At 61.6% G+C, this 26,867-nt stretch carries 25 protein-coding genes; 11 read left to right on the forward strand and 14 right to left on the reverse strand.

Going from position 1 to position 26,867, the window contains the following annotated elements:
- Window positions 1-8: 8 nt before the first annotated feature.
- Complete coding sequence (locus OHD62_RS16785) at window positions 9-917, reverse strand: tagatose-bisphosphate aldolase (protein ID WP_263783979.1); 909 nt, start codon at window positions 915-917, stop codon at window positions 9-11.
- A gap of 284 nt (window positions 918-1,201) precedes the next feature.
- Between OHD62_RS16785 and OHD62_RS16790 the strand changes: the two genes are divergently transcribed.
- The 4 genes from OHD62_RS16790 (at window position 1,202) to OHD62_RS16805 (ending at window position 5,454) form a co-directional block, all read left to right on the forward strand.
- Window positions 1,202-2,107, forward strand: coding sequence for a sugar-binding transcriptional regulator (locus tag OHD62_RS16790; RefSeq protein ID WP_263783980.1), 906 nt, complete (start codon window positions 1,202-1,204; stop codon window positions 2,105-2,107).
- Window positions 2,108-2,559: 452 nt separating this feature from the next.
- Entirely contained in the window at window positions 2,560-3,540 is a 981-nt protein-coding gene (locus tag OHD62_RS16795; protein WP_263783981.1) for an ABC transporter substrate-binding protein, read from the forward strand.
- 104 nt (window positions 3,541-3,644) lie between these two features.
- On the forward strand, window positions 3,645-4,706 hold the full coding sequence (locus OHD62_RS16800; RefSeq protein WP_263783982.1) for an ABC transporter permease subunit: 1,062 nt from the start codon (window positions 3,645-3,647) through the stop codon (window positions 4,704-4,706).
- Window positions 4,699-5,454, forward strand: coding sequence for an ATP-binding cassette domain-containing protein (locus tag OHD62_RS16805; protein ID WP_263783984.1), 756 nt, complete (start codon window positions 4,699-4,701; stop codon window positions 5,452-5,454). Before OHD62_RS16800 ends, OHD62_RS16805 begins: the two co-directional genes overlap by 8 nt.
- A 32-nt stretch (window positions 5,455-5,486) precedes the next feature.
- On the opposite strand, the gene dapB is transcribed toward OHD62_RS16805, so the two are convergent.
- From dapB to OHD62_RS16835, 6 genes are all read right to left on the reverse strand, one after another.
- Window positions 5,487-6,293: a 4-hydroxy-tetrahydrodipicolinate reductase gene (gene dapB / locus OHD62_RS16810; RefSeq protein WP_263783985.1), complete on the reverse strand. Its 807-nt coding sequence runs from the start codon at window positions 6,291-6,293 to the stop codon at window positions 5,487-5,489.
- 129 nt (window positions 6,294-6,422) lie between these two features.
- Window positions 6,423-6,980 carry an OmpA family protein gene (locus tag OHD62_RS16815; RefSeq protein ID WP_263783986.1) on the reverse strand — a complete coding sequence of 186 codons (558 nt, stop codon included), beginning with the start codon at window positions 6,978-6,980 and terminating at the stop codon, window positions 6,423-6,425.
- 96 nt (window positions 6,981-7,076) lie between these two features.
- Entirely contained in the window at window positions 7,077-7,640 is a 564-nt protein-coding gene (locus OHD62_RS16820; protein WP_263783987.1) for a GNAT family N-acetyltransferase, read from the reverse strand.
- Window positions 7,641-7,645: 5 nt separating this feature from the next.
- Window positions 7,646-8,512, reverse strand: coding sequence for a 3-mercaptopyruvate sulfurtransferase (sseA, locus tag OHD62_RS16825; protein WP_263783988.1), 867 nt, complete (start codon window positions 8,510-8,512; stop codon window positions 7,646-7,648).
- Window positions 8,513-8,543: 31 nt separating this feature from the next.
- Window positions 8,544-9,287: an alanyl-tRNA editing protein gene (locus OHD62_RS16830; protein WP_263786699.1), complete on the reverse strand. Its 744-nt coding sequence runs from the start codon at window positions 9,285-9,287 to the stop codon at window positions 8,544-8,546.
- Window positions 9,287-10,321, reverse strand: coding sequence for a cysteine synthase A (locus OHD62_RS16835; RefSeq protein ID WP_263783989.1), 1,035 nt, complete (start codon window positions 10,319-10,321; stop codon window positions 9,287-9,289). Before OHD62_RS16835 ends, OHD62_RS16830 begins: the two co-directional genes overlap by 1 nt.
- Before the next feature lie 209 nt (window positions 10,322-10,530).
- Here OHD62_RS16835 and OHD62_RS16840 point away from each other — a divergent pair, with 209 nt between their 5' ends.
- Together OHD62_RS16840 and OHD62_RS16845 are read left to right on the forward strand one after the other, a co-directional pair.
- Window positions 10,531-11,352 (forward strand): SDR family oxidoreductase, encoded by an 822-nt coding sequence (locus tag OHD62_RS16840; protein ID WP_263783990.1) that lies wholly within the window; start codon window positions 10,531-10,533, stop codon window positions 11,350-11,352.
- Window positions 11,353-11,424: 72 nt separating this feature from the next.
- The gene (locus tag OHD62_RS16845; RefSeq protein ID WP_263783991.1) at window positions 11,425-12,399 is read left to right on the forward strand and encodes an alpha/beta hydrolase; all 975 of its coding nucleotides are present in this window, start codon (window positions 11,425-11,427) and stop codon (window positions 12,397-12,399) included.
- Between the two features lie 87 nt (window positions 12,400-12,486).
- Here OHD62_RS16845 and OHD62_RS16850 read toward each other — a convergent pair whose 3' ends face one another.
- Entirely contained in the window at window positions 12,487-13,914 is a 1,428-nt protein-coding gene (locus OHD62_RS16850; RefSeq protein ID WP_263783992.1) for a DEAD/DEAH box helicase, read from the reverse strand.
- 392 nt (window positions 13,915-14,306) lie between these two features.
- On the opposite strand from OHD62_RS16850, the gene OHD62_RS16855 reads away from it, so the two are divergent.
- Complete coding sequence (locus OHD62_RS16855) at window positions 14,307-15,839, forward strand: acyl-CoA carboxylase subunit beta (protein ID WP_263783993.1); 1,533 nt, start codon at window positions 14,307-14,309, stop codon at window positions 15,837-15,839.
- Between the two features lie 39 nt (window positions 15,840-15,878).
- On the opposite strand, the gene OHD62_RS16860 is transcribed toward OHD62_RS16855, so the two are convergent.
- Together OHD62_RS16860 and OHD62_RS16865 are read right to left on the reverse strand one after the other, a co-directional pair.
- Window positions 15,879-17,885, reverse strand: coding sequence for a hypothetical protein (locus OHD62_RS16860; protein ID WP_263783995.1), 2,007 nt, complete (start codon window positions 17,883-17,885; stop codon window positions 15,879-15,881).
- A complete protein-coding gene (locus OHD62_RS16865; RefSeq protein ID WP_263783996.1) occupies window positions 17,882-19,420 on the reverse strand; it encodes an NAD(P)H-hydrate dehydratase in 1,539 nt (512 codons plus the stop codon). The genes OHD62_RS16860 and OHD62_RS16865 overlap by 4 nt, the downstream gene beginning before the upstream one ends.
- A gap of 357 nt (window positions 19,421-19,777) precedes the next feature.
- On the opposite strand from OHD62_RS16865, the gene OHD62_RS16870 reads away from it, so the two are divergent.
- Entirely contained in the window at window positions 19,778-20,116 is a 339-nt protein-coding gene (locus OHD62_RS16870) for a P-II family nitrogen regulator (RefSeq protein WP_006205430.1), read from the forward strand.
- A 58-nt stretch (window positions 20,117-20,174) separates the two neighbouring features.
- A complete protein-coding gene (gene glnA / locus OHD62_RS16875) occupies window positions 20,175-21,584 on the forward strand; it encodes a type I glutamate--ammonia ligase (RefSeq protein WP_263784001.1) in 1,410 nt (469 codons plus the stop codon).
- 193 nt (window positions 21,585-21,777) lie between these two features.
- Here the strand turns inward: glnA and OHD62_RS35750 are convergent, their stop codons facing one another.
- From OHD62_RS35750 to OHD62_RS16885, 3 genes are all read right to left on the reverse strand, one after another.
- The gene (locus tag OHD62_RS35750) at window positions 21,778-21,951 is read right to left on the reverse strand and encodes a hypothetical protein (protein WP_412177390.1); all 174 of its coding nucleotides are present in this window, start codon (window positions 21,949-21,951) and stop codon (window positions 21,778-21,780) included.
- Window positions 21,878-22,807: a YaaC family protein gene (locus tag OHD62_RS16880; protein ID WP_263784002.1), complete on the reverse strand. Its 930-nt coding sequence runs from the start codon at window positions 22,805-22,807 to the stop codon at window positions 21,878-21,880. The genes OHD62_RS35750 and OHD62_RS16880 overlap by 74 nt, the downstream gene beginning before the upstream one ends.
- Window positions 22,808-23,184: 377 nt before the next feature.
- Window positions 23,185-24,222, reverse strand: a complete 1,038-nt coding sequence (locus OHD62_RS16885; protein WP_263784003.1) for a glutamine synthetase beta-grasp domain-containing protein — start codon at window positions 24,220-24,222, stop codon at window positions 23,185-23,187.
- Between the two features lie 12 nt (window positions 24,223-24,234).
- Between OHD62_RS16885 and OHD62_RS16890 the strand changes: the two genes are divergently transcribed.
- Window positions 24,235-24,507 (forward strand): hypothetical protein, encoded by a 273-nt coding sequence (locus OHD62_RS16890; RefSeq protein ID WP_263784004.1) that lies wholly within the window; start codon window positions 24,235-24,237, stop codon window positions 24,505-24,507.
- 35 nt (window positions 24,508-24,542) lie between these two features.
- Window positions 24,543-24,740 (forward strand): DUF2735 domain-containing protein, encoded by a 198-nt coding sequence (locus tag OHD62_RS16895; RefSeq protein ID WP_263784005.1) that lies wholly within the window; start codon window positions 24,543-24,545, stop codon window positions 24,738-24,740.
- Between the two features lie 91 nt (window positions 24,741-24,831).
- On the opposite strand, the gene OHD62_RS16900 is transcribed toward OHD62_RS16895, so the two are convergent.
- Window positions 24,832-26,721, reverse strand: coding sequence for an MFS transporter (locus OHD62_RS16900; protein WP_263784006.1), 1,890 nt, complete (start codon window positions 26,719-26,721; stop codon window positions 24,832-24,834).
- Between the last annotated feature and the right edge of the window lie 146 nt (window positions 26,722-26,867).

Below are 26,867 nucleotides of genomic sequence, written 5' to 3' on the forward strand. Positions count from 1 at the left end.
CGCGGATATCAGGCGGCTTTTTTCTGCCGGTAGTGTCCGATCACAGCCTGGATTTCGCGCAATCGCGGCACTGCGATTGTCTTAAGCCTTTCGCGCTGAATGTCACGATCGAGCGAGATGCAGTCTTTCCACAGCGAACGGCCGGCGATGACGCCCGACGCACCGTTTTGCATGGCGATCTCGACCTGGCCGAGGAAGGTCGCGTGGTTGACGCCGGCGGAAAGCACTGCCCACGGAACTTCGCCGGCCATTCTGGTGATGTTGGCGCAAGCTTCAGGCGTTCCAGGGTAAGGAAGCTTCAGCACCTTTGCGCCGCACTCCAATGAAATCCGGGTGCCCTCTTCGACAAGCCAGGGCGTTTTGGCCGCATAGTCCTCGGGGCTTTCCCCTTCGAGCTGGTAGGTCAGGAACTCGACGACGAGCAGCAGATCCTCCCGCCCGAAGTCGGCTATGCATTGGCGCAAGATGGCGATGTTACGCGCGTTGGCTTCAGGCTTGTCGGCCCTGAGATAAACCATGATCTTGCCGCCGGTGCCGCCCAGTTCGCGAACGCGGCGCGCGTCGATGCCGGGAACCAGGCGCGACAAGCGATAGCCCTCGGGCGAGACGTCAAAGCCGGAAGCGTCGAGGCCGATGAGCAGCGCCGTATCCCGGTTCAGCACGCCCTCGTCGACCACCCTCGGCACCGCGCACAGCGGGTCGAGCAAGACACAGGACGCGGCGCTGGCGAGGTAGCGCGTGATGTCCGATTTGGTGTCGCCGAGCATATCGTTGGTGATCCTGGCCTGTTCGGCCGGATCCGATGCCAGCAAGCTCCGCATGCCGCCGCGCTGATCGCAGGCGATGGCCACCATGGCCCCATCCTTGCCGCATATCTGCTGGTAGCCGCGCAACTCCGCGGTGGTCATCTTTGCCATGGTCTTCTGTCCGATGTTGGCGCCCATTCGCGAGGCGCGGATTCCGTGGAAACAAGATTGTCAGTTTTTCCCGCTTGCCGGCGGGAAGATCTTTGCCGCTTTGATACGCTATCGATTCGCAAGAGAAGCGGCCTCGCCGACACTGCCGTCCGCAATGACCTCAAGTTGCGAGTTTGCCGAATTTGCGCGATAACTCCCGTCGGTCTATGCTCCTGTAACACGTTGCTGAAAGGAATTGCAAGCTGTCTGTCCCTCCGATTCAGGACGCGACCGCATCGCGCACGATGCTGCATACGGTCGCCAAGCTGCACTACGAGGCTGAGATGTCGCAGGTCGACATCGCACGGCAGCTCGGCGTCTCCACGGCGACGATTTCGCGTCTGCTGCAGCGGGCGCGGGCCGAGGGGATCGTCCGGATTGAAGTTCTCGATCTGGCAACGCCCGAGGACATCACCAGGCAGTTGATCGATGGGCTGGGGCTTACCGATGCGGCGGTGATCGAGACGCCGGCGGCGGGCGCGCTGACGGCGCTTGCCGCGCCGCTTGGCGCGTTGCTCAAGCAAGCACATCTGGTGGCCGGCTCCGTGGTCGCCATCGGCTGGGGACGCGCCGTCCGCGAGGTGATCCGGACAGGCCTGCCGCGTATTCCTGGCGTCCACACCGTCGCTGCCACCGGCGGCATGCAGCAGCATGCGCCGCATTTTCAGATCAACGAATTCGTGCGGCTCGCCGCCGAGGAATTCGGTGGGACGCCGCATTTCATCCATGCGCCCTATCTGCCATCCACCGAGTTGCGCGAGGTTTTCCTTGGCGACGCGGCCATCCGCGATGCCGTAGCGCTGTGGGACCGGACCGACGTCGCTATCGTCGGCATCGGCCTGCCGCACGCCATCAATCCGCGCGAGGCGAGCGCGGCCACATTGAGCGAGCAGGCCCTGGTTCATGCGGCTGGAGACGTCATCCGGCATTACTTCGATGCCGAAGGAGCGCTGATCCCCTGGGAAGGAGAAAGCCGGATGATCGCGATGTCGCCGGCACAACTTCGCGCTGTGCCGCTGGTGATCGGGGTTGCCGCGTCGCCGGAGAAAGCGACGGCAATCATCGGCGCCGCTCGCGCCAGGCTCATCAATGCCCTGATTACGGATACGAAGACGGCGCAGGCCATCCTCGGGGCTCTCGCACCTCGATAGAGGCAGATCCTCAGCGATGCCGCGGCCGGTCCCGGACGATCCGTTGCCACGAAATCAGTTGTGTCGCGGAGTGGTCGGGGCAATAGTTCGCTTTCGGGGGCTCTGCGGAGCGGTCAGATGTTGTCCGGTGTGAAAAAACACAACGCGGCAGCTCGGAAAAACCGAGTTGCAATTTATTTCTGCAAAGTGTTACAACCTGAACGATCCGGCATGCAGGAATGCCGGGCGACGCAGTTTTCGGAGCCTCGCGGAGGCGAGCAAAGGGGACTGCGGCTTTTGTTCCGGTCGGGTTCGACCGGCTGACATATCGACCGGAGGGCGCTTGGGAGGAAAGCTGCCCGCGACCGCAAACAGGCGTTTCCCGGCCGTCGGGCACCTTGTGCCTGAACGATTGACGGCCATTCCAATGTCACTTGCAACGGCAAATCTGCCAATACAATGAGGAGGATGTCATGAAGAAGATTGTTGCCGCGCTCGCGGCTCTCGCCATCTGCGCGACGGCGCTGGTCACGCCAGCTCTGGCGCAGGACAAGAAGTTCACCATTGCGCTCATTCCGGGCCTCACAACCGACGGTTTCTACATCACAATGCGCAAGGGCGCCCAGGCGGCGGCCGACGCGCTTGGCGTGGATCTGGTTTTCCAGGGCGCCCCGGATTTCAATCCGGTCACCCAGGTCCCGGTGCTTGACGCGGTCATCGCCAAGAAGCCGGACGCCATCCTGATCGCGCCGACCGACAAGGTCCAATTGGTCGAGCCGCTGCGCAAGGCCAATGACGCCGGCATCCCGGTGATCACAGTCGACACTTTCATTGGCAGCGGCGTTTACCAGACCGGCGCCGGCGAGGCGGATTTCCCGCTGTCCTATATCGCTTCGGACAACATTCTGGGCGGCGAGATCGCCGCGCGGGCATTGGCCAAGGCCATAGGCGACAAGGGCAAGGTCTACGTTTCGAACGTCAAGCCTGGCATTTCGACCACCGATCAGCGTGAAGAGGGCTTCAAGAAGGAGATGGCGGCCAACCATCCTGGCATCACCGTTCTCGAAACCCAGTTCAACGACAACGACGCCAACAAGGCAGCCTCCCAGCTACAGGCCGTGTTCGCGCGCAATCCCGATCTCGTTGGCGTGTTCGGCGCGAACCTGTTCTCCGCGCTCGGTGCGGCGAATGGCGTCCAGCAAGCTGGGCAGACCGGCACCGTCAAGGTCGTGGCGTTCGACGCGCCGACCAGCATCGTCGACAACATCAACACCGGCCTGGTCGACGTTGCGATTGCCCAGCATCCCGCCGAGATCGGCTATTTTGGCGTCGTTTCGGCCTATGCCCATCTGACCGGGCAATCGATCCCGGTCTCGATCGGCACTGGCTTCACGATCATGGACAAGTCCAACATCGCGGATCCGAACATCTCCAAGTACCTCTATTCCGAATAAATCCAGGCGAGCCTGGTCTCCTTCCGGTCTGCCGGGAGGAGACCAGCGCCTGACACCCTTGGGGCCTTGTTTGACGGAGGCCGCGCCGCGGATCGGAACCATTCATGACTTCAACATCACCAACCCAGAAAAGCGAAGCGCATGTCGCTCCTCAGGCGGACCACGGTGATCCGGCCAGGACCTGGCTCGGGCGCATCGCCGAAGGGCGCGCCTGGCTGTTCCTCGCCGGTCTGATCATCTGCTTCGAGGTCTGGTCGAGGCTCTCCTTCGGCGCGACCTTCGTGCTCAACCCGTTCAACGTGCAGTCCATCGCGATATTTGCTGTGGCGCCGTTACTGCTTGCGACCGGACAGACCTTCGTCATCATTTCGGGAGGCATCGACCTCTCGCTGGGTTTCATCATGGGTCTCGCGGCCGTCGTTGCCGCCCACGCCACGAACATGGCGGGAGCCGCAATCCCGCTGCCACTGGCCATGCTGGCAGGTATTCTGGCTGCCGTGCTTGTCGCCGGCGTGCCGGGTATCATCAACGGCCTGCTGATCTCGCGGCTGAGAATTCCGCCCTTCATCGGCACGCTCGGCATGTTCGGCGTGGCGCGCGGTGCTGCCTATCTCCTTGCCGGCGGCACGACGGTGCCGGTCCAGAATTCATGGTTCGCGCTGCTCGGCAACGGCAAGTTCCACGGCGTGCCCTATCTTGTCATGATCACCGCAATCTTTGTCGTCGTGATGCACTACATCCTGAGCCAGACCCGGTTCGGCCAGCACAATTACGCCATTGGCGCCAATGTGCAGGCAGCACGTCGTGCCGGCATCGACATCAGGGGACACATACTGCGTCTCTATGTGCTTTCGGCGATGTGCGCCGGCCTCGGCGGCGCCCTCTACGCGGCGCGCTTCACCGCCGGTGCTGCCCAGGCCGGCGAACCCTTGCTGCTCGATAGCGTGGCTGCCGTGGTGATCGGCGGCGCCAGCCTGTTCGGCGGATCCGGCACCATCTTCGGGACGGTTGCCGGCGCATTGGTGATCGCGGTGATCCAGTACGGGCTGGTTTTCGTCAATGTCGAGCCGTTCTGGCAGTTCATCGCCGTCGGCCTCGTCATCATTATCTCCGTCCTTATCGACCAGGCGCAGCGCCGGTTCAGTGGAGCTCGCCAGGATGAATAGTTCCGACCAAACCACCCCCCTTCTCGAAGTCCGACACCTTTCGAAGCATTTTGGTGCCGTCCAGGCGCTCAACGATTTCTCCATGGCCGTAAGGCCGGGCGAAGTGGTGGCCTTGGCGGGCGACAACGGCGCCGGCAAGACCACGCTGATCAAGGCGATATCGGGTGTCTTTCAACCGACGGCCGGCGAGATCCTGCTGAGGGGGCAGCCGGTGACCTTCGCGACGCCGCAGGAGGCGCGCGAAAAAGGCATTGAGACCATCTACCAGGACCTGGCGCTGGCCGACAATTTGTCCATCGGCGCCAATATTTTCCTGGGGCGTGAACCCACGCGCAAAGCCTTCGGCTTCCTGCCGGTGCTCGATCGCAAGGCCATGGCCGTCGCCGCCAAGCAGACCATGGGGCGGCTGGACTTCCATGTCAGCCGGCTCGATGCCCCGGTCAGCAATTTCTCCGGCGGCCAGCGCCAGGCCGTCGCCATCGGCCGCGCCGTCTATTGGGACGCGCAGATCCTGATCATGGACGAACCGACTGCCGCTCTCGGCGTGCCCGAACAGCGCAAGGTCATTTCGCTGATCCACCAGCTCAAGGCGCAAGGGCGTGGCGTGATCTTCATCTCGCACAATCTGCAGGACATATTCGCCGTTTCCGACCGCATCGTCGTGCTGCGACGCGGCGTCCAGGCCGGCGAGCGCAAAATCTCGGAAACCAACCATGACGAAGTCGTCAAGCTGATGGTCGGCGGATAGCGGAGGCCACCGACCGCTCGCCGCGCTCGATGTTAATCCATCAGCGCATCGAGACCGCGCACCAGCCCGGTGAACTCCCGCACGCGCCGAATGGCAAGCAGCGTGCCGGCCACGTAGGGTGCAGCGGACGAGCCGGCGTCGTGGCGAATGGTCAGCCGTTCATCGGGCAGGCCGAATAGCGCCTCGCAAGACAGGATGTAGGACGGCAGGCGAAGCGCATGCACCTGCACCCCCTCACCTTTGCCGACCGCGGCGCCGCGTGTTCCTGGCACGCCCGATACTTCCGAGACCGGCCTTGCCGTCGAAGCCTTGCGCACATCCGCCAGCGCCTCGGCAAGCTCGCGCGCGGTGCCTGACGGCGCATCCGGTTTTTTGGCACTGGCATAGTCGATGACCTCGACATCCGGCACGTATTTTGCCGCCATCAGGGCAAAACGCTTCATCAGCGTGGCGGTGATCGAAAAGTTGCCGGCGGCAATCACGCCGACCCGGTTGGCGCGCGCCGCGGCATCGATCTCGGCATAGTCGGCGGCGCCCAGCCCCGATGTGCCGATCACCACATGCCGACCCTTTTCGATGGCCAGCAGCGCATGATCCTTCACCACATGCGGCTTGGTATAATCGACCAGCACGTCGGATGGCACCTCCAGCGCCTCGGCGAGCGAAGCGGAAACAGTGACGCCATTGGCAGGCAGGCCGACCAGCAGGCCGGAATCCTGCCCCGCGCCACTGCGCGACACGGCACCTGCCAGCGTCATGTCGGCCTGCGCCCCGATCGCCGGCACCAGCGCCTTGCCGACCCAGCCGGTCGCCCCAGCCATCACCACTCGTATCGTCATCGCCTGATCCTCCAATAGCCTTGAAACGACCAGCGATATGGAAAGAGCCCGGCTCATTCAAGCCAGGCTCTTTTTTGAGTGTTGATCCAGATACCGCGTAAGCGGTCAGACAGCCGGTTTCAAACAAGCCTATCTTATGAAATCGTCGAAGCGGCGCAGCGTTACCCGGCGATTGCGCCAGTTCTCGTTCTGCGTCTGGACGAGCAGGAACTCCTCGCCGTAGCCGACGGTTTCGAGCGCATAGCCCGGCACGCCAAATTCGCGCACCAACGTGCGTTTCAGCGAGGCGGCGCGCTGCTCCGACAGGATCTGGTTCGACTGGAAGGAACCGACGGCGTCGGTATGGCCCTCGATCAGAATGCGGGCGCCGGGATCACGCCGCAGGATGCGCTGCAGCGCGTCGGCGATGTTTTCGATCTTGCCGTACTGGGACTCGGAAATGGCCGCCGAACCGAAGGCGAAATTGATCGACTGGATGTCAATCGAGCGGGCCATGCGCCTGAGATCCGGCCGCCGCTTGAATTCGCGAATGGTGACGCGCTGGTTCGGGCGCAGCTTTACCCTGGGCGCCGCTTCGAGTTGCCGCTCGATCGTAGCGGCCGAAGGCGTCGTCGCCTGGGCGGCGGCAAGCGTCGGCATGGCAAGCGCGGCAATCAGCACGGCGGCAAAGGTGCGTCTGGTCAGCATGTCTTTCTCCTTCGGCCCTGCTCTGGTGGCCGCATTGATGGTGCCGACAACATGCCAGAGACAGTCTGAAGCCTGGATGAACGAAAGATTCAGTTTTCAGGGCCGCATGACGCTGGCCGAGCGCTCGGCGAAAGCCATCGGATGCACGATCTCCTTCTTCTGCGCCACCGGCGCGAAACCGAGCTTCTGGTAGAGCGGCAACGCCGCAGGATGGTCGAGCGTGCAGGTCTGCACCGTCACCCGCTTCGGCCCGTGCGACCAGGCGGCGGCGATCGCCGCACCCAGGAACCAACGGCCGATGCCTTGCCCGGTCGCGTGTTCCATCATGCCGAAATAGGCAAGCTCCACTTCTTCCGGCAGATGCGGCTTGAGGTCGAAGAAGCCAGCCGGCGCGCCATCGAGATAAAGCACCCTGATGTCACGGTCCTCGCGGTGGATGCCTGCCGAAAGCTCCTCGTCGTTCAGCCTGAGAACATTGACCCAGTGCCATTTGCGCCCCACCCGATCCATCAGATAGCGATAGAAGTGCAGCGGAATGTCCTTGGTCTTCAGCAGCGCTATCTGGCGGTTGTACGGCAGTGGCGGCGAATAGGCCGGGGGCACATGCATTTCGAGAAACGTCACCGTGACGTCGATGTCTTCCAGCACTCCGTTTTCCATGGCCGTCATTCCTTGCCCGTCAAGGCGGGGCCTGTCACGACAGGCGTGTCGGAAAGCCCGCCCCACTCCGTCCACGAGCCGTCGTAAAGCCTGTTGTCGGTGTGGCCAAGCGTCTCCAATGCCAGCGTGATCGCAGCCGCCGTGACACCTGAACCGCAAGAGGTGACGACCGGCTTCGACAGATCGATGCCGGCGTCCTCGATCACCTTGCGCAAGCGATCTTTGGACAGCAACTCGCCGTTCTCGGCAAGTGAGGCAATCGGAACGTTGCGTGCGCCGGGCATATGGCCGGAGCGGATGCCAGCGCGAGGTTCGGGCTCGGCGCCGGCAAACCGGCCGGCGGACCTTGCATCGGCGATCTGGCTCTCCTTCGTCTCGACGATGCGGCGCATATCGGCAAGACTGGCGACACGCGCGGCGTCGAAGTCGGCGTGAAACACGCAAGGCGCTGTCTTCGTCGGCTCCGCCGTCACTGGCCGCCCCGCCGCCTTCCAATGGTCGAAGCCGCCACCCAGAATGTAGACCTGGAACACACCCATGGTGCGGAACATCCACCAGGCGCGCGGCGCTGAAAAGAAGCCCGGACCGTCATAGACGACGATGGTGTCGTCGGCCGAAATACCCATCGCGCCGACATATTGGGCGAAATGCTGCGGCGAAGGCAGCGTATGCGGCAAGGCTGAATCGGGGTCCGATACCGCATCCTGATCGAGGAAGCGGGCGCCCGGAATATGCGCCGCCTCATATTCGGCGCGCGCATCCCTGCCCTGCGCAGGCAGATACCAGGACGCATCGACAATAGTCAGGCCCGGTTCGCCGAGGCGCGCCTGCAACCAGTCCGCATCGACTGTGAAAGGGCTATCTTCGGCCATTCTTCTTCTCCTGCCTTTGGCAATCTATATATCAAGCCGCGGGCATCGGGCCAAAGCGTATGCGGAAGCGCCGGTTCTCGCGGCCCTTCTTCTCGATCTTGCCGATATGGATCTCGCCGACTTCACCAGTGCTCTTCACATGGGTGCCGCCGCAGGGCTGGCTGTCGATCGAGGCATTGTCGCCGATGCAGACCAGGCGTATCTTACCAGTGCCGGCGGGCGGTCGCACGTTCTTGGATTTGACCAGCCCAGGATTGGCCGCCAGTTCCTCGTCCGATATCAATCTGACGAAGATCGGATGGTCGGCCCGCACCAGTTCCATCACCCTTGCCGTCACATCTTCCCTGGTGAATCCGGCATCCGGGATGTCGAAATCGACGCGGCTGTCGTCCTCGGAAACCGCGGCACCCGTGATCGGGAACGGGCAGACAACAGTGAGCAAGTGGCAGGCCGCGTGCATACGCATCAGAAGATGCCGCCGCTGCCAGTCGATGGCGAGCTTGACCCGTTCGCCGACGGCCAAAGCCAGCTGTTCGGGCGCCGGCACATGGATGATCTCATCCTTGGTCTCGCCGGTAATGGTGGCGGCAATCCCGATCACACTACCGTCGGCGCGCTCGAGCGCGCCCGTGTCGCCAGGCTGCCCGCCTGAGGTGGCATAGAAGATCGTGCGGTCGAGAATGATGCCGCCGCGATCGTTGATGGCGACTATGGTGGCGTCGGCGGTGCGGAGATAGGCGTCGTCGCGAAACAGCGCCTGCGTCTTATAGCCCATCACGCGACCTTTTCGAACGGCACAGGAATCTCGGCTTTCTCATCCATCCAGCCAGGTACCGGCAGCTTCTTTTCGCGCAGGAACTCTGGATTGAACAGCTTCGACTGATAACGCGTGCCGTAGTCGCAAAGCATGGTCACGATGGTATGGCCAGGACCCAGTTCACGCGCCAGCCGGATGGCGCCGGCAATGTTGATGCCGGTCGAGCCGCCGACGCAGAGCCCCTCCTCCTGGATCAGGTCGAAGACGATCGGCAAAGCTTCCTCGTCCGGAATCTGGAAAGAAAAATCCGGTGTAAACCCTTCGAGGTTGGCGGTGATGCGCCCCTGCCCGATGCCTTCGGTGATCGAGCTGCCCTCGGATTTCAATTCGCCGCTGGTGTAGAAGCTGTAGAGCGCGGCGCCCAGCGGATCGGCGAGCGCGACCTTGACTTGTCTGCTTTTGGCCTTCAGTCCGAAGGCGACGCCGGCCAGCGTTCCGCCAGAGCCGACCGCCGAGACGAACCCATCGACCTTGCCGTCGGTCTGGTTCCAGATTTCTTGCGCAGTGGTACGGATATGGCCGTCGCGGTTGGCAACATTGTCGAACTGGTTGGCCCAGATCGCACCGTTCGGCTCGGAGCGCGCCATCTGCTCGGCCAGGCGGCCCGACAGCTTCACATAATTGTTGGGGTTCTTGTAGGGAACCGCGGGCACCTCGATCAGCTCGGCGCCGAGCAGTTTGATCGTGTCCTTCTTCTCCTGGCTCTGTGTATCGGGGATGACGATGACGGTCCGATAGCCGAGCGCCTTGGCGACCAGTGTCAAACCGATGCCGGTGTTGCCGGCCGTCCCCTCGACGATGACGCCGCCCGGCCTCAAAAGCCCACGCTGCTCGGCGTCGCGGATGATGAACAGGCCGGCGCGATCCTTGACCGACTGGCCCGGATTCATGAATTCGGCCTTGCCCAGAATCTCGCAGCCGGTTGCTTCCGAGGCCTTGTTGAGGCGGATCAGGGGCGTGTTGCCGATCGCGTCGATCACTGAACGGGACATATGGGTTCCTTTATGCGTGCGGCGAGACCCTAGAAACCCGCAGCTTCGGTTTCAAGGCAAGAATTTGCCTGGTCGCATTTCGAGCGCTGCGATTGTCTGGAGACGGATACGGCGCCCGGCGTCCATTTAAACCTTGTCGCGAAAAGCGCTCTTTCCATTCGATTTCTTCATCGTTAGAGCACAAGCTAAGAAAAGTCGCAGGACACCGCATGACACTCTATCGGGCCAACCCGAAGCACGGCGTCGCCTGGATCACCGGCGGCAGCAGCGGCATCGGCCGCTCACTGGCCAAGGATCTCGCAGCCCAGGGCTATGCCGTCGCCGTGACCGCGCTCGACGACGATCCGATCGACACGCTTCTTGTCGAGACTGCACAAATGCCGGGCCGCGTCACGGCCTATCCCTGCGACGTCACAGACGAGAAGCGCATGGCAAGGACGGTCGCGGCGATAGAGAAGGATCTCGGCCCGATCGTGCTCGCCGTCTTCAATGCCGGAAACTATATCGCGACACCGGGCGAGGATCTCACCGTGCGTGGGTTTCGCCAGTCCTTCGAAGTCAACTATTTCGGCATCATCAACGGCCTGGTGCCGGTCATCGAGCGCATGCGCATGCGCGGGCGCGGCCACATCGTGCTCGTCGGTTCCGTCACCGCCTATTTCGGCTGGCCGACCACGGCCGCCTATGGCGGCACCAAGGCAGCGATCAACATACTGGCGGAGTCGCTCAAATATGACTTCGACAAGATGAACGTCCGCGTCCAGGTGATGAATCCGGGCTTTGTCGACACGCCGCTGACCGAGAAGAACCTGCTGCCGATGCCTGGGCTGATGCCCGTCAACCGCGCCTCGCGGCGCATGGCGCGCGGCATCAAGTCCGGCGGCTTCGAAGTCACTTTCCCGCGCCGCCTGAGCTGGGGGCTGAAGCTGCTCAGCATCCTGCCGAGACCGGTCTGCCGGTGGGTCATCAGCACCGCGACGCGCTGGAAGTCACGACCGCTGAATTTCGATCGCAAGCCGCCAAGCGAATAAACTGTCCACAGGGTACAAGTTGCCTGGTTGCAATCGCGGCCATAGGTTGAGTGTTGTTGTTTGGAGTCTGCGATGGGGCGACGGATCGTGCTCGCGGTACTGGGTCTCGTCGTCATCATTGTCCTGGCCTTCGTGCTTGGCCCGCGCGTGCCTGTCGACACCACGATCCGTTTCGATCCTTCCGTGATCGACGATGATCCACAGGCCTATCTGGCGCGCGAGGAAGCCGGCGTGCCTGATATCCGCGACGGGCTGGAGAAGGAAATCATCTGGGCGAACCCGATGGTTCACGCCAGGACGAAGCTGTCGATCGTCTATATCCACGGATTTTCGGCATCGAAGGGCGAGATCCGGCCGCTGCCTGATGAAGTGGCCGACCAGCTCGACGCCAATCTCTTCTATACCCGCCTCACCGGCCACGGGCAGAACGGCGCCGCGATGGCTGAAGGCAGCGTCAACGCCTGGGTCAACGATTATGAGGAAGCGCTCGCCATCGGCCGGGCGATCGGCGACAAGGTGATCGTCATCGGCACCTCGACCGGCGGCTCGCTGGCGGCGTGGGCTGCGACACAGCCCGGCGCTTCGGACGGTGTCGCGGCGATCGCGTTCATCTCGCCGAATTTCGGAGTGAAGGCTTCCGGCGCCGAGCTGCTGACCATGCCATGGGGCAAACGGATCGCCGAACTGGTCATCGGCAAGCAACGCAGCTTCGCGCCACGCAACGCCTTGCACGAGAAATTCTGGACTTACCGGTATCCGACGGCGGCGACGCTGCCGATGGCGGCGCTGACGGAACTCGCCTATGGCTCGCCGGTGGAGAAGACGACCATCCCTGCCCTGTTCATATTTTCGGATTCGGACCGCGTGGTGCGGCCCGACCGCACCCGCGAAATCGCTGGGCGCTGGGGTGCAGCACACGAGCTGGTGCCTGTCGACGATACCGGCGACAAGGACAACCATGTCATTGCCGGCGACGCGCTGTCGCCGTCGACCACGGCTTTCCTTGCGCAACGGATCGTGGTGTGGGTGGAGGCCGTGGCGAAGTAGAAACGAAAGGGCGATCGAAGCATCGCTCCGATCGCCCTTTTCATCTATCAGCGATCAAGCCAGGCTCAATCGCCGAGGCGACGTTGATCAGGCAGCCCGCGTCGCTAGCCGCTTGCCGCCGAAGCGGCGCTTGTTGTTGCCCTTGAAAGGCTTTGCGCCTTCCGGCTTGCGCTCGCCGGCAAAAGCCGGCTTGTCGCCGAACCGCTTCTTGCCGAAGCCATTGCCACCACCGGGACGCCTGCCGTCACGACGGCCATTGTGGTCGGGGCGATCGTTTGCCGGCTCGAAGCGTTCGTTCTTTTCGGCAGGATTGCGCTGCGGATCGGGGCTGCCGAGATGGTCGGCAACGATCGGCAGCTTGCTGCGGATGATGCGCTCGACCTGGCGCAACTTGCTGTTCTCGGACGGATCGCAAAGCGTGATGGCGATGCCGTCCATGCCGTTACGGCCAGTGCGGCCGATGCGGTGGACATAGCTCTCCGCCTCGTCAGGCAGGTCGAAATTCACGACATGGCTGATGCCGGGTACGTCGATGCCGCGCGCCGCGATGTCGGTCGCCACGAGAATGCGCACCGAGCCCTCGCGGAAATCATTCAGTGCCTTCTGGCGGGCGTTCTGCGACTTGTTGCCATGGATGACGGCGGCCTTGAAGCCGTCGCGCTCAAGGTCCTTGGTCACCCTGTCGGCGCCATGCTTGGTCCGCGAAAAGATGATCACGGACTTCATCGCCTCGTCGGCGAGCATCGTCGACAACACCTGGCGCTTCTGCTTGGTGCGGGCAAAGACGACGCCTTGCACGATCTCGGCCGCCGCGGTGCTTTGCGGCGCGACTTCGACGCGGATCGGGTTCTTCAGCAGGCCTTTCGCCAACTCGGCGATTTCATTGGGCATGGTGGCCGAGAACAACACCGTCTGGCGGTCGGGCGCGGTCGCCTTGGCGATGCGCTTGACGTCATTGATGAAACCCATGTCGAGCATGCGGTCGCCCTCGTCCAGCACCAGCCATTTGGTGTCGGAGAGGACGAGGTCACCCTCGCGCACCAGGTCGGTCAGGCGGCCGGGCGTGGCGATCAGGATGTCGACGCCGGGAGCAACCTTCTTCACCTGGCTGAAGCGCGAGACGCCGCCAAGCACGAGAGCGGTCGAGACATGCGCGCCCTTGGCAAGGATCTTGATGGTGTCCTCGATCTGCACGGCGAGCTCGCGTGTCGGCGCCAGAATGAGCGCCCGGGTGGTCTTGGCTCGGCGCTTGGTGCCAAGCGCGATGATCTTCGACAGGATCGGCAGCGCGAAGGCCGCTGTCTTGCCGGAGCCGGTCTGGGCGATGCCGAAGATGTCACGGCCTTCCATCTGCGGCGGGATCGCCTGCATCTGGATCGGCTTCGGCTCGGTAAAGCCGGCGCCATGGGTCGCCTTGAGCAGAGCGCCGGTAATTCCAAGGGCTGCGAAACCGGTGAGTTCCGCAGTGTTACCGGTCGAGGTGGTGTTGCCGGCAAAAGTGTTTTCGTTGGTCAAAATAGTCTTCTTTCACGCGGCCTGTGGCCGCAAACATCGATGGCGGCAGGGCGCAACCTGCCGTCGAAAAAATTGATATGAAACGACAAGGCGGGCGGACGTAAACGTCCACTCGGCTGCGCTGTCGTGCCCGCAGGCATCATGCCACGGGGCTTTTTCGCCACCTTGCCGATCAACGGGAAAGAGGGAAAACAGACGCAACCAGTCTCATTCGTCGAGAAGGCCGGAATCTCCCGGCCCAAGCGCCTATGGGCTGCATATGGCTGAGTTCGCCTCGGAATGCAAGGGGCGTCATGTTGCGGTGCAGCAAAAGTCGCGGCGAAAGCGGCGCTTGCGCTCCCCTGCCGGCATGATTACCACGAGACGCAGCTTTCCGTTTTGAGGATCGACCGATGAAGGACGTGCTGAAGGAACTCGAGCGTCGCCGCGACATGGCGCGCATGGGCGGCGGCCAGGCTCGCATCGACGCCCAGCACAAGAAGGGCAAGCTGACCGCGCGCGAGCGCATCGACGTCTTTCTCGACGAGGGCTCGTTCGAGGAGTTCGATATGTATGTCGAGCACCGCTCGACCGACTTCGGCATGGAAAAAACCAAGATTGCCGGCGACGGCGTCGTCACCGGCTGGGGCACCGTCAACGGCCGCCCGGTCTATCTCTTCGCCAAGGATTTCACCGTGTTCGGCGGCTCGCTGTCGGAAGCGCATGCCGAGAAAGTGGTGAAGGTGCAGGAGATGGCGCTGCGCAATCGCGCACCGATCATCGGCCTCTACGACGCCGGTGGCGCCCGCATCCAGGAAGGCGTGGCGGCTCTCGGCGGCTATGCCGAGATTTTTCAGCGCAATGTGCTGGCCTCCGGCGTCATCCCGCAGATATCGGTGATCATGGGCCCCTGCGCCGGCGGCGACGTCTATTCGCCTGCCATGACCGACTTCATCTTCATGGTGCGCGACACCTCCTACATGTTCGTCACCGGGCCGGACGTGGTGAAGACCGTCACCAACGAGACGGTGACCGCCGAGAGCCTCGGCGGCGCCTCCGTCCACACGACAAAATCCTCGATCGCCGACGGCGCCTATGACAATGACGTCGAGGCGCTGTTACAAATGCGTCGGCTGGTCGATCTGTTGCCCGCTTCCAACACGGCCGAGATTCCCGAGATCGAATGCTACCAGTCGGTCACCGATCACGATCCGTCGCTCGACCGGCTGATCCCCGACAACGCCAACAAGCCCTATGACATCAAGGAATTGATCCTCAAGATTGCCGACGAGGGCGACTTCTTCGAGATTCAGCAGAGTTTCGCCAAGAACATTGTCACCGGCTTCGGACGTGTCGAGGGCCGCACGGTCGGCTTCGTCGCCAATCAGCCGATGGTGCTGGCCGGCGTGCTCGATTCCGATGCCAGCCGCAAGGCCGCACGTTTCGTGCGCTTCTGCGATTGCTTTTCCATACCGATCGTGACCTTCGTCGATGTCCCGGGATTCCTGCCTGGCACGGCGCAGGAATATGGCGGTCTGATCAAGCACGGCGCCAAGCTCTTGTTCGCCTATGCAGAGGCGACCGTGCCGAAGATCACCGTCATCACCCGAAAAGCCTATGGCGGCGCCTATGATGTGATGGCGTCGAAGCATCTGCGCGGCGACATGAACTACGCCTGGCCGACGGCGCAGATCGCGGTGATGGGCGCCAGGGGCGCGGTCGAGATCATCTATCGCAAGGACATCGGCGACGCGGAAAAGATCGCAGCGCATACAAAGGCTTACGAGGATCGCTTCCTGTCCCCCTTCGTCGCCGCCGAGCGCGGCTATGTCGACGAGGTGATCATGCCGCATTCGACCCGCCGCCGCATTGCCCGCGCGCTTCGCATGCTGCGCAACAAGGACATGCAGAACCCCTGGAAGAAGCACGACAACATCCCGCTGTGAAGGCGCCCTAGCGTCTATCAGGGATAACCATCGAACAGATCACTCGTCTTCCGCCGCGCCAAATCCGGCGCCCATGGTCGCGCGGGCAGCGCTCGCCCATGGCGTCGCGTGATTGTCGATGCGCATCTGGAAGATGAAGTAGGTCGGGGAGCAGAAGCCGATACCCCTGACCTTGGCAACGCCCGGCGTGTCCGGCGGCAGCGACTGGCACATATAGTCCTCGCGGCAGAAATGATCGGCCGAGCAGGCCGGACGGTTGCCGCGATTGACCGCGCCGCCAAGGCACTGGTCGAAATTGTTGGTCGCCACGCAGGTGTCGAATTTCTTGCCGCCGACCAGCCCGCAGATCTCGTTCGGCATCGGCTTGCCCGGCTTGAAGGCGGCGAAGCTGCGGTCCTTGTCGTCGCAACCGCGATAGGCAATGCCTGCCGGCACGCCGATCTTTGGTGGCCGGCAGGTGTAATTCGTGCGCGAAATGCCGGGCGCGAAGGCGGCGAACTGGCCCGATATGCGGTAGCGGTCATTGAAGGGCTGGGCCGGATTGCTGACGATCTCGCCGGTCAGGCATGGATGGCCGGAGAACATCTTTTCGCTGTCCTTGGGCAACAGGCATTGCGCCAGCTTCGTGCGCACGCCCGATGCGGTGGCCAGCGGCGTGCAGACGGTGCCGCCGCCGCATTGCCAGGTCGGGCCGAAATGCTTTGCATCCTCGGGGATCAGGCACGGCATTGCCATCTCGGCCGGCGCGTAATCGACCTCGCCGGCGTCCTTCCATATGGCAGGTGGTGCGAATGAGAGCGGGCGGAAACGGTTGGGCTCCCAGCCTTCAATCGTCGCGCGCAGCCAGGCATCGCGCCGCGGCAGCTCGGCGTGGAGATGCGGCGAGATGCCAACCTCGATGCGGTTCAGCGGCGACGTCGTCTTGTCGTCGAGACCGATGAAATGGAAACCAGCGGTCGAACCCGCTTGATGACAACCCTGGCAGGCGCCATTGTCCAGCCGCTCGACCAGCGCTTCCGGCGTGCGCACCAGCTTTAGATTCGAATAGTCTAGTCCGGCAAAATCCGCGGGCTCGAACAGCGGCGTGAAGGGATGGTTGGCCTGCCTGGCGCTGCCGAAGGTCGACCATGAGATGATCTTTTTCGCGAGGAATTCTTCGGGGATTTCGTAGACGCCGAGATCGACGGCCGCGACATTGGATCGGACATAGTCGGCGAGTTTTGTCTTTAGAGCGGCGTCTTCCGCGAGCCGCGTGGTGTCAGGCGTATTTTCCAGCGGCTTCTCGCTGACCGCGGCACCGTCAATGCCGAAGATCCGCATGAGATAGGCGGCCTGTCCGCCGAATTCGGTTTCCTGGCCGGAGGGAAAGCGTACCACCTGCGCGTTGAGCTCAAGCTGCTTGAAGGTGAGCCCTGCTCTTTCCAGCGGCCCGCCAGTCAGCCAGCCGGCATCGACACTCTCGTCGAGTTGCGGTGTCCAGCGCCCGGCAACGCCGACACAGCCACCATCGGGATCCGGCGCGACGCCATAGACGGCGTTGAAATTGAACGGCAGGCGAGAGGCCAGAACCTTTCCACCTTTCCTGAAGCTGTAGGCAAGGCGATAGATGAAACGCACCTCGCCGCAACTCCTGTCACCTTTCAGCGAGGCGAAATCGCGCCGGTCGAGCCGGTTGATGACACCGACGAGGCGAAAGCGCGCGGCATCGGTCTTGAGCCAGCGCATGTCCATGATGCGGCCGACATTGCCGTCGGTGACCTCGTAGAGCGGCCGCCCGCCGGCCTTCATCTCGGCCCGCAGCGCGGCAACGTCGCTTGTCACGGTTTCGACGATCTGGTGATAGGCCGGCGCCTTGTCATAGAGCGTCTTCAGGTCGCCCTTGCCATCGACACCGAAAATGCCGGCGAAGCCGAAACCTTTGGCATCGAGCGCAGCGAGAACGGCCGGATCGTCGATAATGGTCACCGGCTGTTCGGCGGCGTTCGCCAGCTGTGTCGCCAATACGGCCATGACAAGCGTGGTGAAAAGGGCAACAAGGCGTCTCATCGAAGGTCCGGTTGGGTTTCGATCAATTCGCGTAGCACTGGCACCAACGCCATAGGCAGATCCTCGGCAATCAAGCCTGGCCCGAAACGGCGGCCGGCTTCAGCGTGAATCCAGACCGCGGCACAAGCCGCCTGGTAGGGCGCCATGCCTTGCGCCAGCAATCCGGCGGCGATACCCGACAGAACATCACCCGACCCAGCCGTAGCGAGCCACGGCGCACCGTTGGTGTTGATCGCCGCCCTGCCGTCAGGCGCCGCAATCACGGTGTCGGCGCCCTTGTAGACGACAACTGCGTTCGCAAGCCTGGCAGCCGCTCGCGCTTTGGTCAGTTTGGAGCTTTTCTTGTCACCGGCAATGTCCGGAAACAATCGGCCAAACTCGCCCTCGTGCGGTGTCATGATCAACGGCGGCGCTCCGACACGGCGTGCCGCCTCGAACAATACCGCAGGATCATCGCGAAACGCCGTGACGCCATCGGCGTCGAGCACAATGCCACCCAGATCGATTCTGCTTTGCATGTCATAGACAGGTTTTTGGGCAAGCAACCGCAACGCAAAATCGCGGGCCTTGTCGCCAATGCCAAATCCGGGGCCGAGCACATATGCCGATGGCTGGCGTTCGCTCACGAACTCGTCGATGTCTGCAATTGTGTCGGCCTTGCGCAACATGATCGACGTCAAATGCGCGGCGTTCACGTGTATGGCATTGCCGGGCGAAAGGACGGTTACCGCCCCCGCCCCGATTCGAGCTGCAGCTAAGGCCGACAATCTGGCGGCCCCGGTCGAGCTTGGCCCACCGGAAAAGACAGCAACATGGCCGCGCTTGTATTTATGGGCATCGACAGCCGTTCTCGGGAAGTACCATCGCAGCCAAAGCTCGGGCGTGTTCTCGAAAGCCTTGATCTTGAGCTGTTCGATAATCCCATCCGGAATTCCGATATCGGCGACAACGATCTCGCCGCACACCCCGCGCCCCGGCATTAGAAGATGGCCGAGCTTTTTTCGCACGAAAGTCACCGTCACAGCGGCGTCGAAATACGCCCTCATCTGTCCAGTCTCGCCCGACACGCCTGACGGCAAATCGATCGATATGACTGGCACTTTCTCCGCTGCGCTAATCCCTGAAGCCGCCTGAGCGTAAGGAGAAAGGTTCTTCGATAGTCCGGCGCCATACAGAGCGTCGACGACCACCTCGCCTGCCGTAGGATGGAAATCATTCAGATGGTTGACCGGCAGATTGCAGGCTTCGGACGCCAGCGCTGCATCGCTTCCCGGCTTCTGCTTGCCTTCGGCCCAGACAGCGACATTGATGCCGGCCTCGGCCAGCAAGCGGGCCACGACATAGCCGTCGCCGCCATTGTTGCCCGGGCCGCACAGGACGTGGACGCGTCTCGCCTGGGGATAGCGCGCCAGCACCACGGCAGCGACCGCCTCGCCGGCGTGCCGCATCAGACCGATGCCGTCGAACGGCCCGGCCGCAATCGCCAGCCGATCGGCCTCGGCCATCTCGGCCGGAGACAAAAGTTCATTGCTCATGGATTGCCGACCCGCATTTGCGCAAGCATTGTCCAGTTTTCGGCACGAAGCAAACATCGAAGAGACGACACGATCCGCCAATGCATCGTTCAATAGCCAGCGCCGTGCGTAAGTGCCTATGAAATGTGCTTCCTGCCCTATTATTGTGCGGACGGAGTGATTGGCAATGTGTAGGTTCTGAGCGTCCATGACGCATCCAATGCAGCGGATGACGCGAATTTGCATCCCGGCGCGTCATGGCGTCGAAATCGTCCTTTGCCCCCTCGAAGCCGCCCGGATTGGCACAGTTCGTGCTTGAAGGAGGCGCAAGCGGGGCTCACAACCCGTCTTTTTTTGGCAGTGGAGGCCACTTTTTACATGAAAAAGATCGAAGCGATCATCAAGCCGTTCAAGCTAGACGAAGTGAAGGAAGCGCTTCAGGAGGCCGGGCTGCAAGGCATCACCGTCACCGAAGCCAAGGGCTTTGGTCGGCAGAAGGGCCATACCGAACTTTATCGCGGCGCCGAATATGTCGTCGATTTTCTGCCCAAGGTGAAGATCGAGGTCGTGCTCGGTGACGACGCGGTCGAAGGCGCCATCGAAGCCATTCGCAAGGCGGCCCAAACCGGCCGTATCGGCGACGGAAAGATCTTCGTCTCCAACATCGAGGAGGTCGTGCGCATCCGTACTGGCGAAACAGGGATGGACGCGGTCTGAGGTTTCTGATTTCAGATTACCGTCTCCTCGAAACGTCATCACACAGGGAAGAAATGACATGACGACAGCCAAAGACATCATGAAGCAGATCAAGGACAACGACGTGAAATTCGTCGACCTGCGCTTCACCGATCCGAAGGGCAAGCTGCAGCACGTGACGATGGATGTCGTCGAGGTGGAGGAAGACATGTTTGCCGATGGCGTCATGTTCGACGGATCCTCGATCGCCGGCTGGAAGGCGATCAACGAGTCCGACATGGTGCTGATGCCTGACCCTGATACGGTGCATATGGACCCGTTCTTCGCGCAGTCGACGATGGTCATCCTGTGCGACATCCTCGACCCGATCTCGGGCGAATCCTACAACCGCGACCCGCGCGGCACCGCCAAAAAGGCCGAGGCCTATATGAAGGCGGAAGGCATCGGCGATCAGATCTTCGTCGGCCCGGAAGCCGAATTCTTCGTGTTCGACGACGTCAAATACAAGGCCGATCCGTACAACACCGGCTTCAAGCTTGATTCGACCGAACTGCCGTCCAATGACGACACCGACTACGAGACCGGCAATCTCGGCCACCGTCCGCGCATCAAGGGCGGCTATTTCCCGGTGCCACCGATCGACTCCGCGCAGGACATGCGCTCGGAAATGCTGACCGTGCTCGCCGAAATGGGCGTGCGCGTCGAAAAGCATCACCACGAAGTCGCCGCTGCCCAGCACGAGCTCGGCATCAAGTTCGACACGCTGGTGCGCAACGCCGACAAGATGCTGATCTACAAGTATGTCGTGCATCAGGTTGCCAATGCCTATGGCAAGACGGCCACCTTCATGCCGAAGCCGGTGTTCGGCGACAACGGCTCGGGCATGCATGTCCACCAGTCGATCTGGAAGGGCGGCAAGCCGACCTTCGCCGGCAATGAATATGCCGGCCTGTCGGAGAGCTGCCTGTTCTATATCGGCGGCATCATCAAGCACGCCAAGGCGATCAACGCCTTCACCAATCCGCTGACCAACTCCTACAAGCGTCTGGTGCCGGGCTATGAAGCGCCGGTGCTGCTCGCCTATTCGGCGCGCAACCGCTCGGCATCCTGCCGCATTCCGTTCGGCTCGTCGCCGAAGTCCAAGCGCGTCGAGGTCCGCTTCCCCGATCCGGGCGCGAACCCCTACCTCGCCTTCGCCGCCATGCTGATGGCCGGCCTCGACGGCATCAAGAACAAGATCCATCCGGGACAGCCGATGGACAAGGATCTCTACGACCTGCCGCCGAAGGAGTTGAAGAAGATCCCGACCGTCTGCGGCTCGCTGCGCGAAGCCCTGCAGAGCCTCGACAAGGACCGCGGCTTCCTGAAGGCCGGCGGGGTGTTCGACGACGACCAGATCGACAGCTATATCGAGCTCAAGATGGCCGAGGTGATGCGCTTCGAAATGACCCCGCATCCGGTCGAATACGACATGTATTATTCGATCTGAGGCTGAAAGCCTTGGAAACGCTGGACCCCTTGCAAATCAAGGGGTCCAGACCTCCCAAGTGGTACGGAAGGTGGTACGAACCCCTTCGGAATTACCGCCATGCGCACCGACTACATCCACGAGCGCCCCGGTTCCGCGAACCGTCGCGGCTGTCACCTTGCCCGATCTGCGGAAAAGTTGCGCACCACGATAACTACGCTCCATTTCGATCGGCCTGCTGTAGGGCGTCCTCAATCAACTTAAGCACCAGTTCGGGAAACGCTGTCTCCACGTAGTGCTGGGCTGCATTGATGCTAGGCCACAAGACATCGCCCTTTTCTCCACCCATTAGGGCCATCCAATGCGTCGGATAGTAGCGCGCCAACATGCCAAGGAAATATCCGAGAACATATGTAATCGCGATTTGGGAGTAGCGTTTCCCAGATGAAAATTGGGACACAACATGCAGGCTGGGTATCGAGCCGAACGCCAACATAGGTATGCAGAAACTGCGGCGTGTTCCTTGAGAAGCAAGTCGCATCACACGTGAGAGTGGCTGTCTTGCCATCGTCTGCAACCGTGTACCCTGCGTCCGTGAATTCCGTCCGAAACTGCAAAATACCTTGGTTGTTGACCTTCAATGAGGCACCCGCTGCTTCCGAGTAGGTCATCTCATTCAGGTAGGTAAAGAGGACTGGACGCCTTACGTGCGCATACTGACTTCGGATGTCAGGCAACCGATCCAGAATATCTGACAGAGTAATCTCATGGCCTAGTTCGGGGACATCATAATCCAGCCTCCAGTCCACCGCCTCTGAGTTGATGTGCATGGCAATCCGATTGTTCGTGTCTTGCACCAAATCAGCCAATAGCCCTCGGCAGGTGCGCGCCCGCAGATTGCCGATGCCAGCGAGTGCCTGTCCTAGTTCACCCGAGAGTTGATCGGACCAAGCGACTATCTCCAGTCCGTGGCCCTTAGCCAACCCTTCCTCGCCGCCGTTCTTTCTACACAACAGGGCAAGCGCGCGGCCCAGGGATGCCACGCCATAAAACGTCAAAAGAGGGCGTACAGCATGACTTGCATCGGATGCGCTCTTGAAGAATTCACGAGCCTGCTTCGCAGACGCGATGATCTCTTTTGCACGCCGGGTATTTAGTTCGTTCCGGTGTAGCTTCTGGAACCATTGAGCGACAACATCCCGGCTCCCCAGTGATAGCAAACGTTGCCAGATTTCGGCATCCATCGAATCTACTCCAGTCGCACGACTACCAATCTGCGATGAGCGGCGCGTTCAGGAAAGATACTTTTGGAGGCGCTAACGCAGAATGAGATGCGCCGCAATTTCCCCGATGGAAAGCAAAGCGAAGTGGTACGGAGTCCGGGAAGGTAGGTGGTTCGAAGAATCCACTAAGTAATTGTCTTTGTTACACTATCTGCGTCTGCCGCAAGTCGACATGTATTATTCGGTTGACCGGACCGGTTCAGAAACAAAAAACCCGGCGTCTCTCTGACGCCGGGGTTTTTCATGTCATTTGTCGTAAGAGCCAGGCCACCAGCGCCACCGACATGACAGGGCTGCGTCACGGCGCAGACGCGGGGCGCCTGCGCCGTGAAGAATGCTCAGGCAGCGGCCTTCTTCTCTGCCGTGGCCACGCTGGCGATCGTCTTCAGGATCTGCGAAGCGATCTGGTAGGGGTCGCCCTGCGAGTTCGGACGGCGATCCTCGAGATAGCCCTTGTAGTCGTTCTTGATGAAAGAGTGCGGAACACGGATCGAGGCGCCGCGGTCGGCGATGCCATAGCTGAACCTGTTCCACGGCGCGGTCTCATGCTTGCCGGTCAAGCGCTTGTCGTTGTCCGGGCCGTAGACGGCGATGTGGTCCATCAGGTTCTTGTCGAAGGCCGCCATCAGCGCCTCGAAATAGGCTTTGCCGCCGACTTCGCGCATATAGGCGGTCGAGAAATTGGCGTGCATGCCGGAACCATTCCAGTCGGTATCGCCGAGCGGCTTGCAGTGATACTCGATGTCGATGCCGTATTTCTCGGTGAGGCGCTGCAAGAGGTAGCGGGCCATCCACATCTGGTCGGCGGCCTTCTTGGAGCCCTTGCCGAAAATCTGGAATTCCCACTGGCCCTTGGCCACTTCGGCGTTGATGCCCTCGTGGTTGATGCCGGCCGCGAGGCACTGGTCGAGATGCTCCTCGACGATCTGACGCGCGACAGAGCCGACATTGGAGTAGCCGACGCCGGTGTAGTAGGGACCCTGCGGCGCGGGATAGCCGCTCTCGGGGAAGCCGAGCGGGCGGCCGTCCTTGTAGAAGAAATATTCCTGCTCGAAGCCGAACCAGGCGCCCTCGTCATCGAGGATGGTGGCGCGCTTGTTGGAGGCATGCGGCGTAACGCCGTCCGGCATCATCACCTCGCACATGACGAGCACGCCGTTGGTGCGCGCCGGATCCGGATAGACGGCGACCGGCTTGAGCACGCAGTCGGAGCTGTGGCCCTCGGCCTGCATAGTCGAAGAGCCGTCGAAGCCCCACAATGGCAGTTGCTCCAGCGTCGGAAACTCGGCGAATTCCTTGATCTGGGTCTTGCCCCGAAGGTTGGGAACCGGGGTGTATCCATCGAGCCAAATGTACTCGAGCTTATACTTCGTCATTCTGACCTCTCGTTGCTTGATAAACCGAACTTCTGGATGACGCCGGCGCGCGCCGAACCACCCAGCAGCCGACCTGCCGGTTCGTTAAAATGCAAATCGTGTGCCATTCTCGGCTCGACGGGTGCGGCAAAAATGACGCGGCATCGGGGCAAACCCGCCAAGCCGTCTAAGCAATGCGCCAAGATCAATCAAAAGCAGAATCTGCATAAATCTTGGGCAAATACTGATCTTTTCATGGGCATATTGCTTAAATGGATTGCAGTACCTATGTTGGTAGAAGGTTGAATCGATATCGTTCGGCAGAAGAAAGGAGACCGGCAATGGAAATCACTCCGACCCGTCCCTCGGCCAAGATCCTGATGTTCCCGGTGGCAGCTCGCGCTTCTGCCTCAAATTTAAGCGGAAAGGCTAAGTTCGCGGCAGAGCTTGCCTCTTTGCGCAATGTCAGCACGGATTTCGGCGACGCGTGGTACCATGAGGTTGCCATCGAGGAAGCGGAGCAGGCTCGCGAGAGCTAAGTTCTTTTTCACAGGTCATTGAAAAACCCGGCGCGATTGCTCGCGCCGGGTTTTCTTTTGAACGCTGGGGCTAATGCCTACTGCCCAATGGCTACTGCTTCGTGTGCAGGTCGGTGCCAAGCGTATCTCTGACGAAGATCATGCCAATGATCAGCGACATCGCCGCGATGATCACCGGGTACCAGAGGCCGTAGTAGATATCGCCCTTGTAGGCACTGAGCGCGAACACCGTCGCCGGCAGCAGGCCGCCGAACCAGCCATTGCCGATGTGGTAAGGCAGCGACATGCCGGTGTAGCGGATGCGGGTCGGGAACATCTCGACCAGGATCGCCGCGATCGGGCCGTAGACCATGGTGACGAACAGGACGAGGATGAACAGGATACCGATCGTCATCGGCCAGTTGACCGCCGCCGGGTCGGCGAACATGGCAAAGGGACCGCCGCCCGGGATATTGTAGACGGTGACCTCGGGCGCACCCGCTGCCTCGTCGGCGGTCAGCAGCTTGTCCTTGATCGCCTGATCGGTCGGAACCGTCGCCTTCTCGCCAGCGCGGATGGCGGCGGCATCGAGCTTCAGTTCCGGATTGGCCGCGACGAAACCGTCAAGCTTCTGGTCCGGCACCTTGATTGCCGCCCGCTTCAGCGGATAGCCACCGTCCTGTAAGGACATGTTGACGGCCTTGACGAAGGCGGCGTCCTTGGCCTTGGCCTGATCGCCGGCGGCGGTGGCATCGTAGGACTCCACCGTCTCGTTGCCGATCTTGACCGAAGCGGCCGTTCCGGGTGCAGCGGTCGCCACGACATCATAAGGCACCGAGTTCTTGGTCAGGAACGAAGTCGCGATATCGCAGGATGTCGTGAACTTCGCCGTGCCGACCGGATTGAACTGGAACCTGCAGTCCCCGGGTGCCGCCGTCACCGTCGCGCGCGTGTTCTGCTGCGCGGTTGCGAGCGCTGGATTGGCGGCCCAGGTTAGTGCCTTGAACAGCGGGAAGGTGCAGACGATTCCCAATGCGAGGCCGGCCATGATGATCGGCTTACGGCCGATCTTGTCGGAGAGCCAGCCGAACACGACGAAGAAGATCGACCCGACCGCCAGCGCTATGGCGATCATGATGTTGACCGACTGCGCATCGACCTTGAGCACGTTGGTCAGGAAGAACAGCGCGTAGAACTGGCCATTGTACCAGATCACGGCCTGACCGGCGGTGAGGCCGAGCAGCGCCAAGAGCGCGATCTTGGCGTTCTTCCATTGGCCGAAGGCTTCCGTCAGCGGCGCCTTGGAGCCCTTGCCCTCGTCCTTCATGCGCTGGAAGGTCGGCGATTCAGCCAGCGACAGCCGGATCCAGATCGAAATGCCAAGAAGCAGGAAGGAAACGATGAACGGAATGCGCCAGCCCCAGGCGGCATAGGTTTCCTTGGCCATCGAACCCTGGACGATCAGGATGACGATCAGCGACAGGAACAGGCCGAGCGTTGCCGTCGTCTGGATCCATGAGGTGTAGAAACCACGGCGGTCGTCGGGCGCATGCTCAGCGACATAGGTTGCTGCACCGCCATACTCGCCGCCGAGCGCCAGGCCCTGCAGCATGCGCAGGATGATCAGGATTATGGGAGCGGCGATGCCCAAAGTCGCATATCCAGGCAGCAAGCCGACCAGGAAGGTCGACAGGCCCATGATCGTCATAGTGACAAGGAAAGTATATTTGCGGCCGACAAGGTCGCCGATGCGGCCGAATAGCAGTGCGCCGAACGGACGCACCAGGAAGCCGGCGGCGAAAGCCAGCAGCGCGAAGATATTGCGCGTTGCTTCCGGAATGGTTGGACTGAAGAAAGTCGAACCAATGAACACTGCCAGCGAGCCATAGAGATAAAAATCGTACCATTCGAAAACGGTGCCGAGCGAGGAAGCGAAGATGACCTTCTTCTCCTCTCGCGTCATGCCGCGGCTTGCGCCGCCGGCGGTCGTTGCCATTGCCATTGATATGTCCTCCCGTGAGATCCCGTCTGTCCTCGATGCCGCGCCCCAATGTCCGTGTTCTCCTCTGAACGCGGACTCAGCGCAGCTAACGGTGCAAAAAATGACAGAAAGTACCGTCCGGCGGCAGACCAACCTTGGGATTATGA

The organism is Mesorhizobium sp. YC-39 (assembly GCF_025753795.1).
GTDB lineage: Bacteria > Pseudomonadota > Alphaproteobacteria > Rhizobiales > Rhizobiaceae > Mesorhizobium.

Bases quoted from the DNA above. Each gene is read 5' to 3' on its own strand.
- OHD62_RS16795 (WP_263783981.1), top strand. From the start codon at position 2,560: ATGAAGAAGATTGTTGCCGCGCTCGCGGCTCTCGCCATCTGCGCGACG.
- OHD62_RS16880 (WP_263784002.1), bottom strand. From the start codon at position 22,807: ATGGATGCCGAAATCTGGCAACGTTTGCTATCACTGGGGAGCCGGGAT.
- OHD62_RS16845 (WP_263783991.1), top strand. From the start codon at position 11,425: ATGGGGCGACGGATCGTGCTCGCGGTACTGGGTCTCGTCGTCATCATT.
- OHD62_RS16800 (WP_263783982.1), top strand. From the start codon at position 3,645: ATGACTTCAACATCACCAACCCAGAAAAGCGAAGCGCATGTCGCTCCT.
- OHD62_RS16785 (WP_263783979.1), bottom strand. From the start codon at position 917: ATGGCAAAGATGACCACCGCGGAGTTGCGCGGCTACCAGCAGATATGC.
- OHD62_RS16870 (WP_006205430.1), top strand. From the start codon at position 19,778: ATGAAAAAGATCGAAGCGATCATCAAGCCGTTCAAGCTAGACGAAGTG.
- sseA (WP_263783988.1), bottom strand. From the start codon at position 8,512: ATGGCCGAAGATAGCCCTTTCACAGTCGATGCGGACTGGTTGCAGGCG.
- OHD62_RS16835 (WP_263783989.1), bottom strand. From the start codon at position 10,321: ATGTCCCGTTCAGTGATCGACGCGATCGGCAACACGCCCCTGATCCGC.
- OHD62_RS16900 (WP_263784006.1), bottom strand. From the start codon at position 26,721: ATGGCAATGGCAACGACCGCCGGCGGCGCAAGCCGCGGCATGACGCGA.
- OHD62_RS16885 (WP_263784003.1), bottom strand. From the start codon at position 24,222: ATGACGAAGTATAAGCTCGAGTACATTTGGCTCGATGGATACACCCCG.
- OHD62_RS16840 (WP_263783990.1), top strand. From the start codon at position 10,531: ATGACACTCTATCGGGCCAACCCGAAGCACGGCGTCGCCTGGATCACC.
- OHD62_RS16820 (WP_263783987.1), bottom strand. From the start codon at position 7,640: ATGGAAAACGGAGTGCTGGAAGACATCGACGTCACGGTGACGTTTCTC.
- OHD62_RS16790 (WP_263783980.1), top strand. From the start codon at position 1,202: ATGCTGCATACGGTCGCCAAGCTGCACTACGAGGCTGAGATGTCGCAG.
- dapB (WP_263783985.1), bottom strand. From the start codon at position 6,293: ATGACGATACGAGTGGTGATGGCTGGGGCGACCGGCTGGGTCGGCAAG.
- OHD62_RS16865 (WP_263783996.1), bottom strand. From the start codon at position 19,420: ATGAGCAATGAACTTTTGTCTCCGGCCGAGATGGCCGAGGCCGATCGG.
- OHD62_RS16830 (WP_263786699.1), bottom strand. From the start codon at position 9,287: ATGGGCTATAAGACGCAGGCGCTGTTTCGCGACGACGCCTATCTCCGC.
- OHD62_RS16815 (WP_263783986.1), bottom strand. From the start codon at position 6,980: ATGCTGACCAGACGCACCTTTGCCGCCGTGCTGATTGCCGCGCTTGCC.
- OHD62_RS16855 (WP_263783993.1), top strand. From the start codon at position 14,307: ATGAAGGACGTGCTGAAGGAACTCGAGCGTCGCCGCGACATGGCGCGC.
- OHD62_RS16860 (WP_263783995.1), bottom strand. From the start codon at position 17,885: ATGAGACGCCTTGTTGCCCTTTTCACCACGCTTGTCATGGCCGTATTG.
- OHD62_RS35750 (WP_412177390.1), bottom strand. From the start codon at position 21,951: ATGTTGGCGCGCTACTATCCGACGCATTGGATGGCCCTAATGGGTGGA.
- glnA (WP_263784001.1), top strand. From the start codon at position 20,175: ATGACGACAGCCAAAGACATCATGAAGCAGATCAAGGACAACGACGTG.
- OHD62_RS16895 (WP_263784005.1), top strand. From the start codon at position 24,543: ATGGAAATCACTCCGACCCGTCCCTCGGCCAAGATCCTGATGTTCCCG.
- OHD62_RS16805 (WP_263783984.1), top strand. From the start codon at position 4,699: ATGAATAGTTCCGACCAAACCACCCCCCTTCTCGAAGTCCGACACCTT.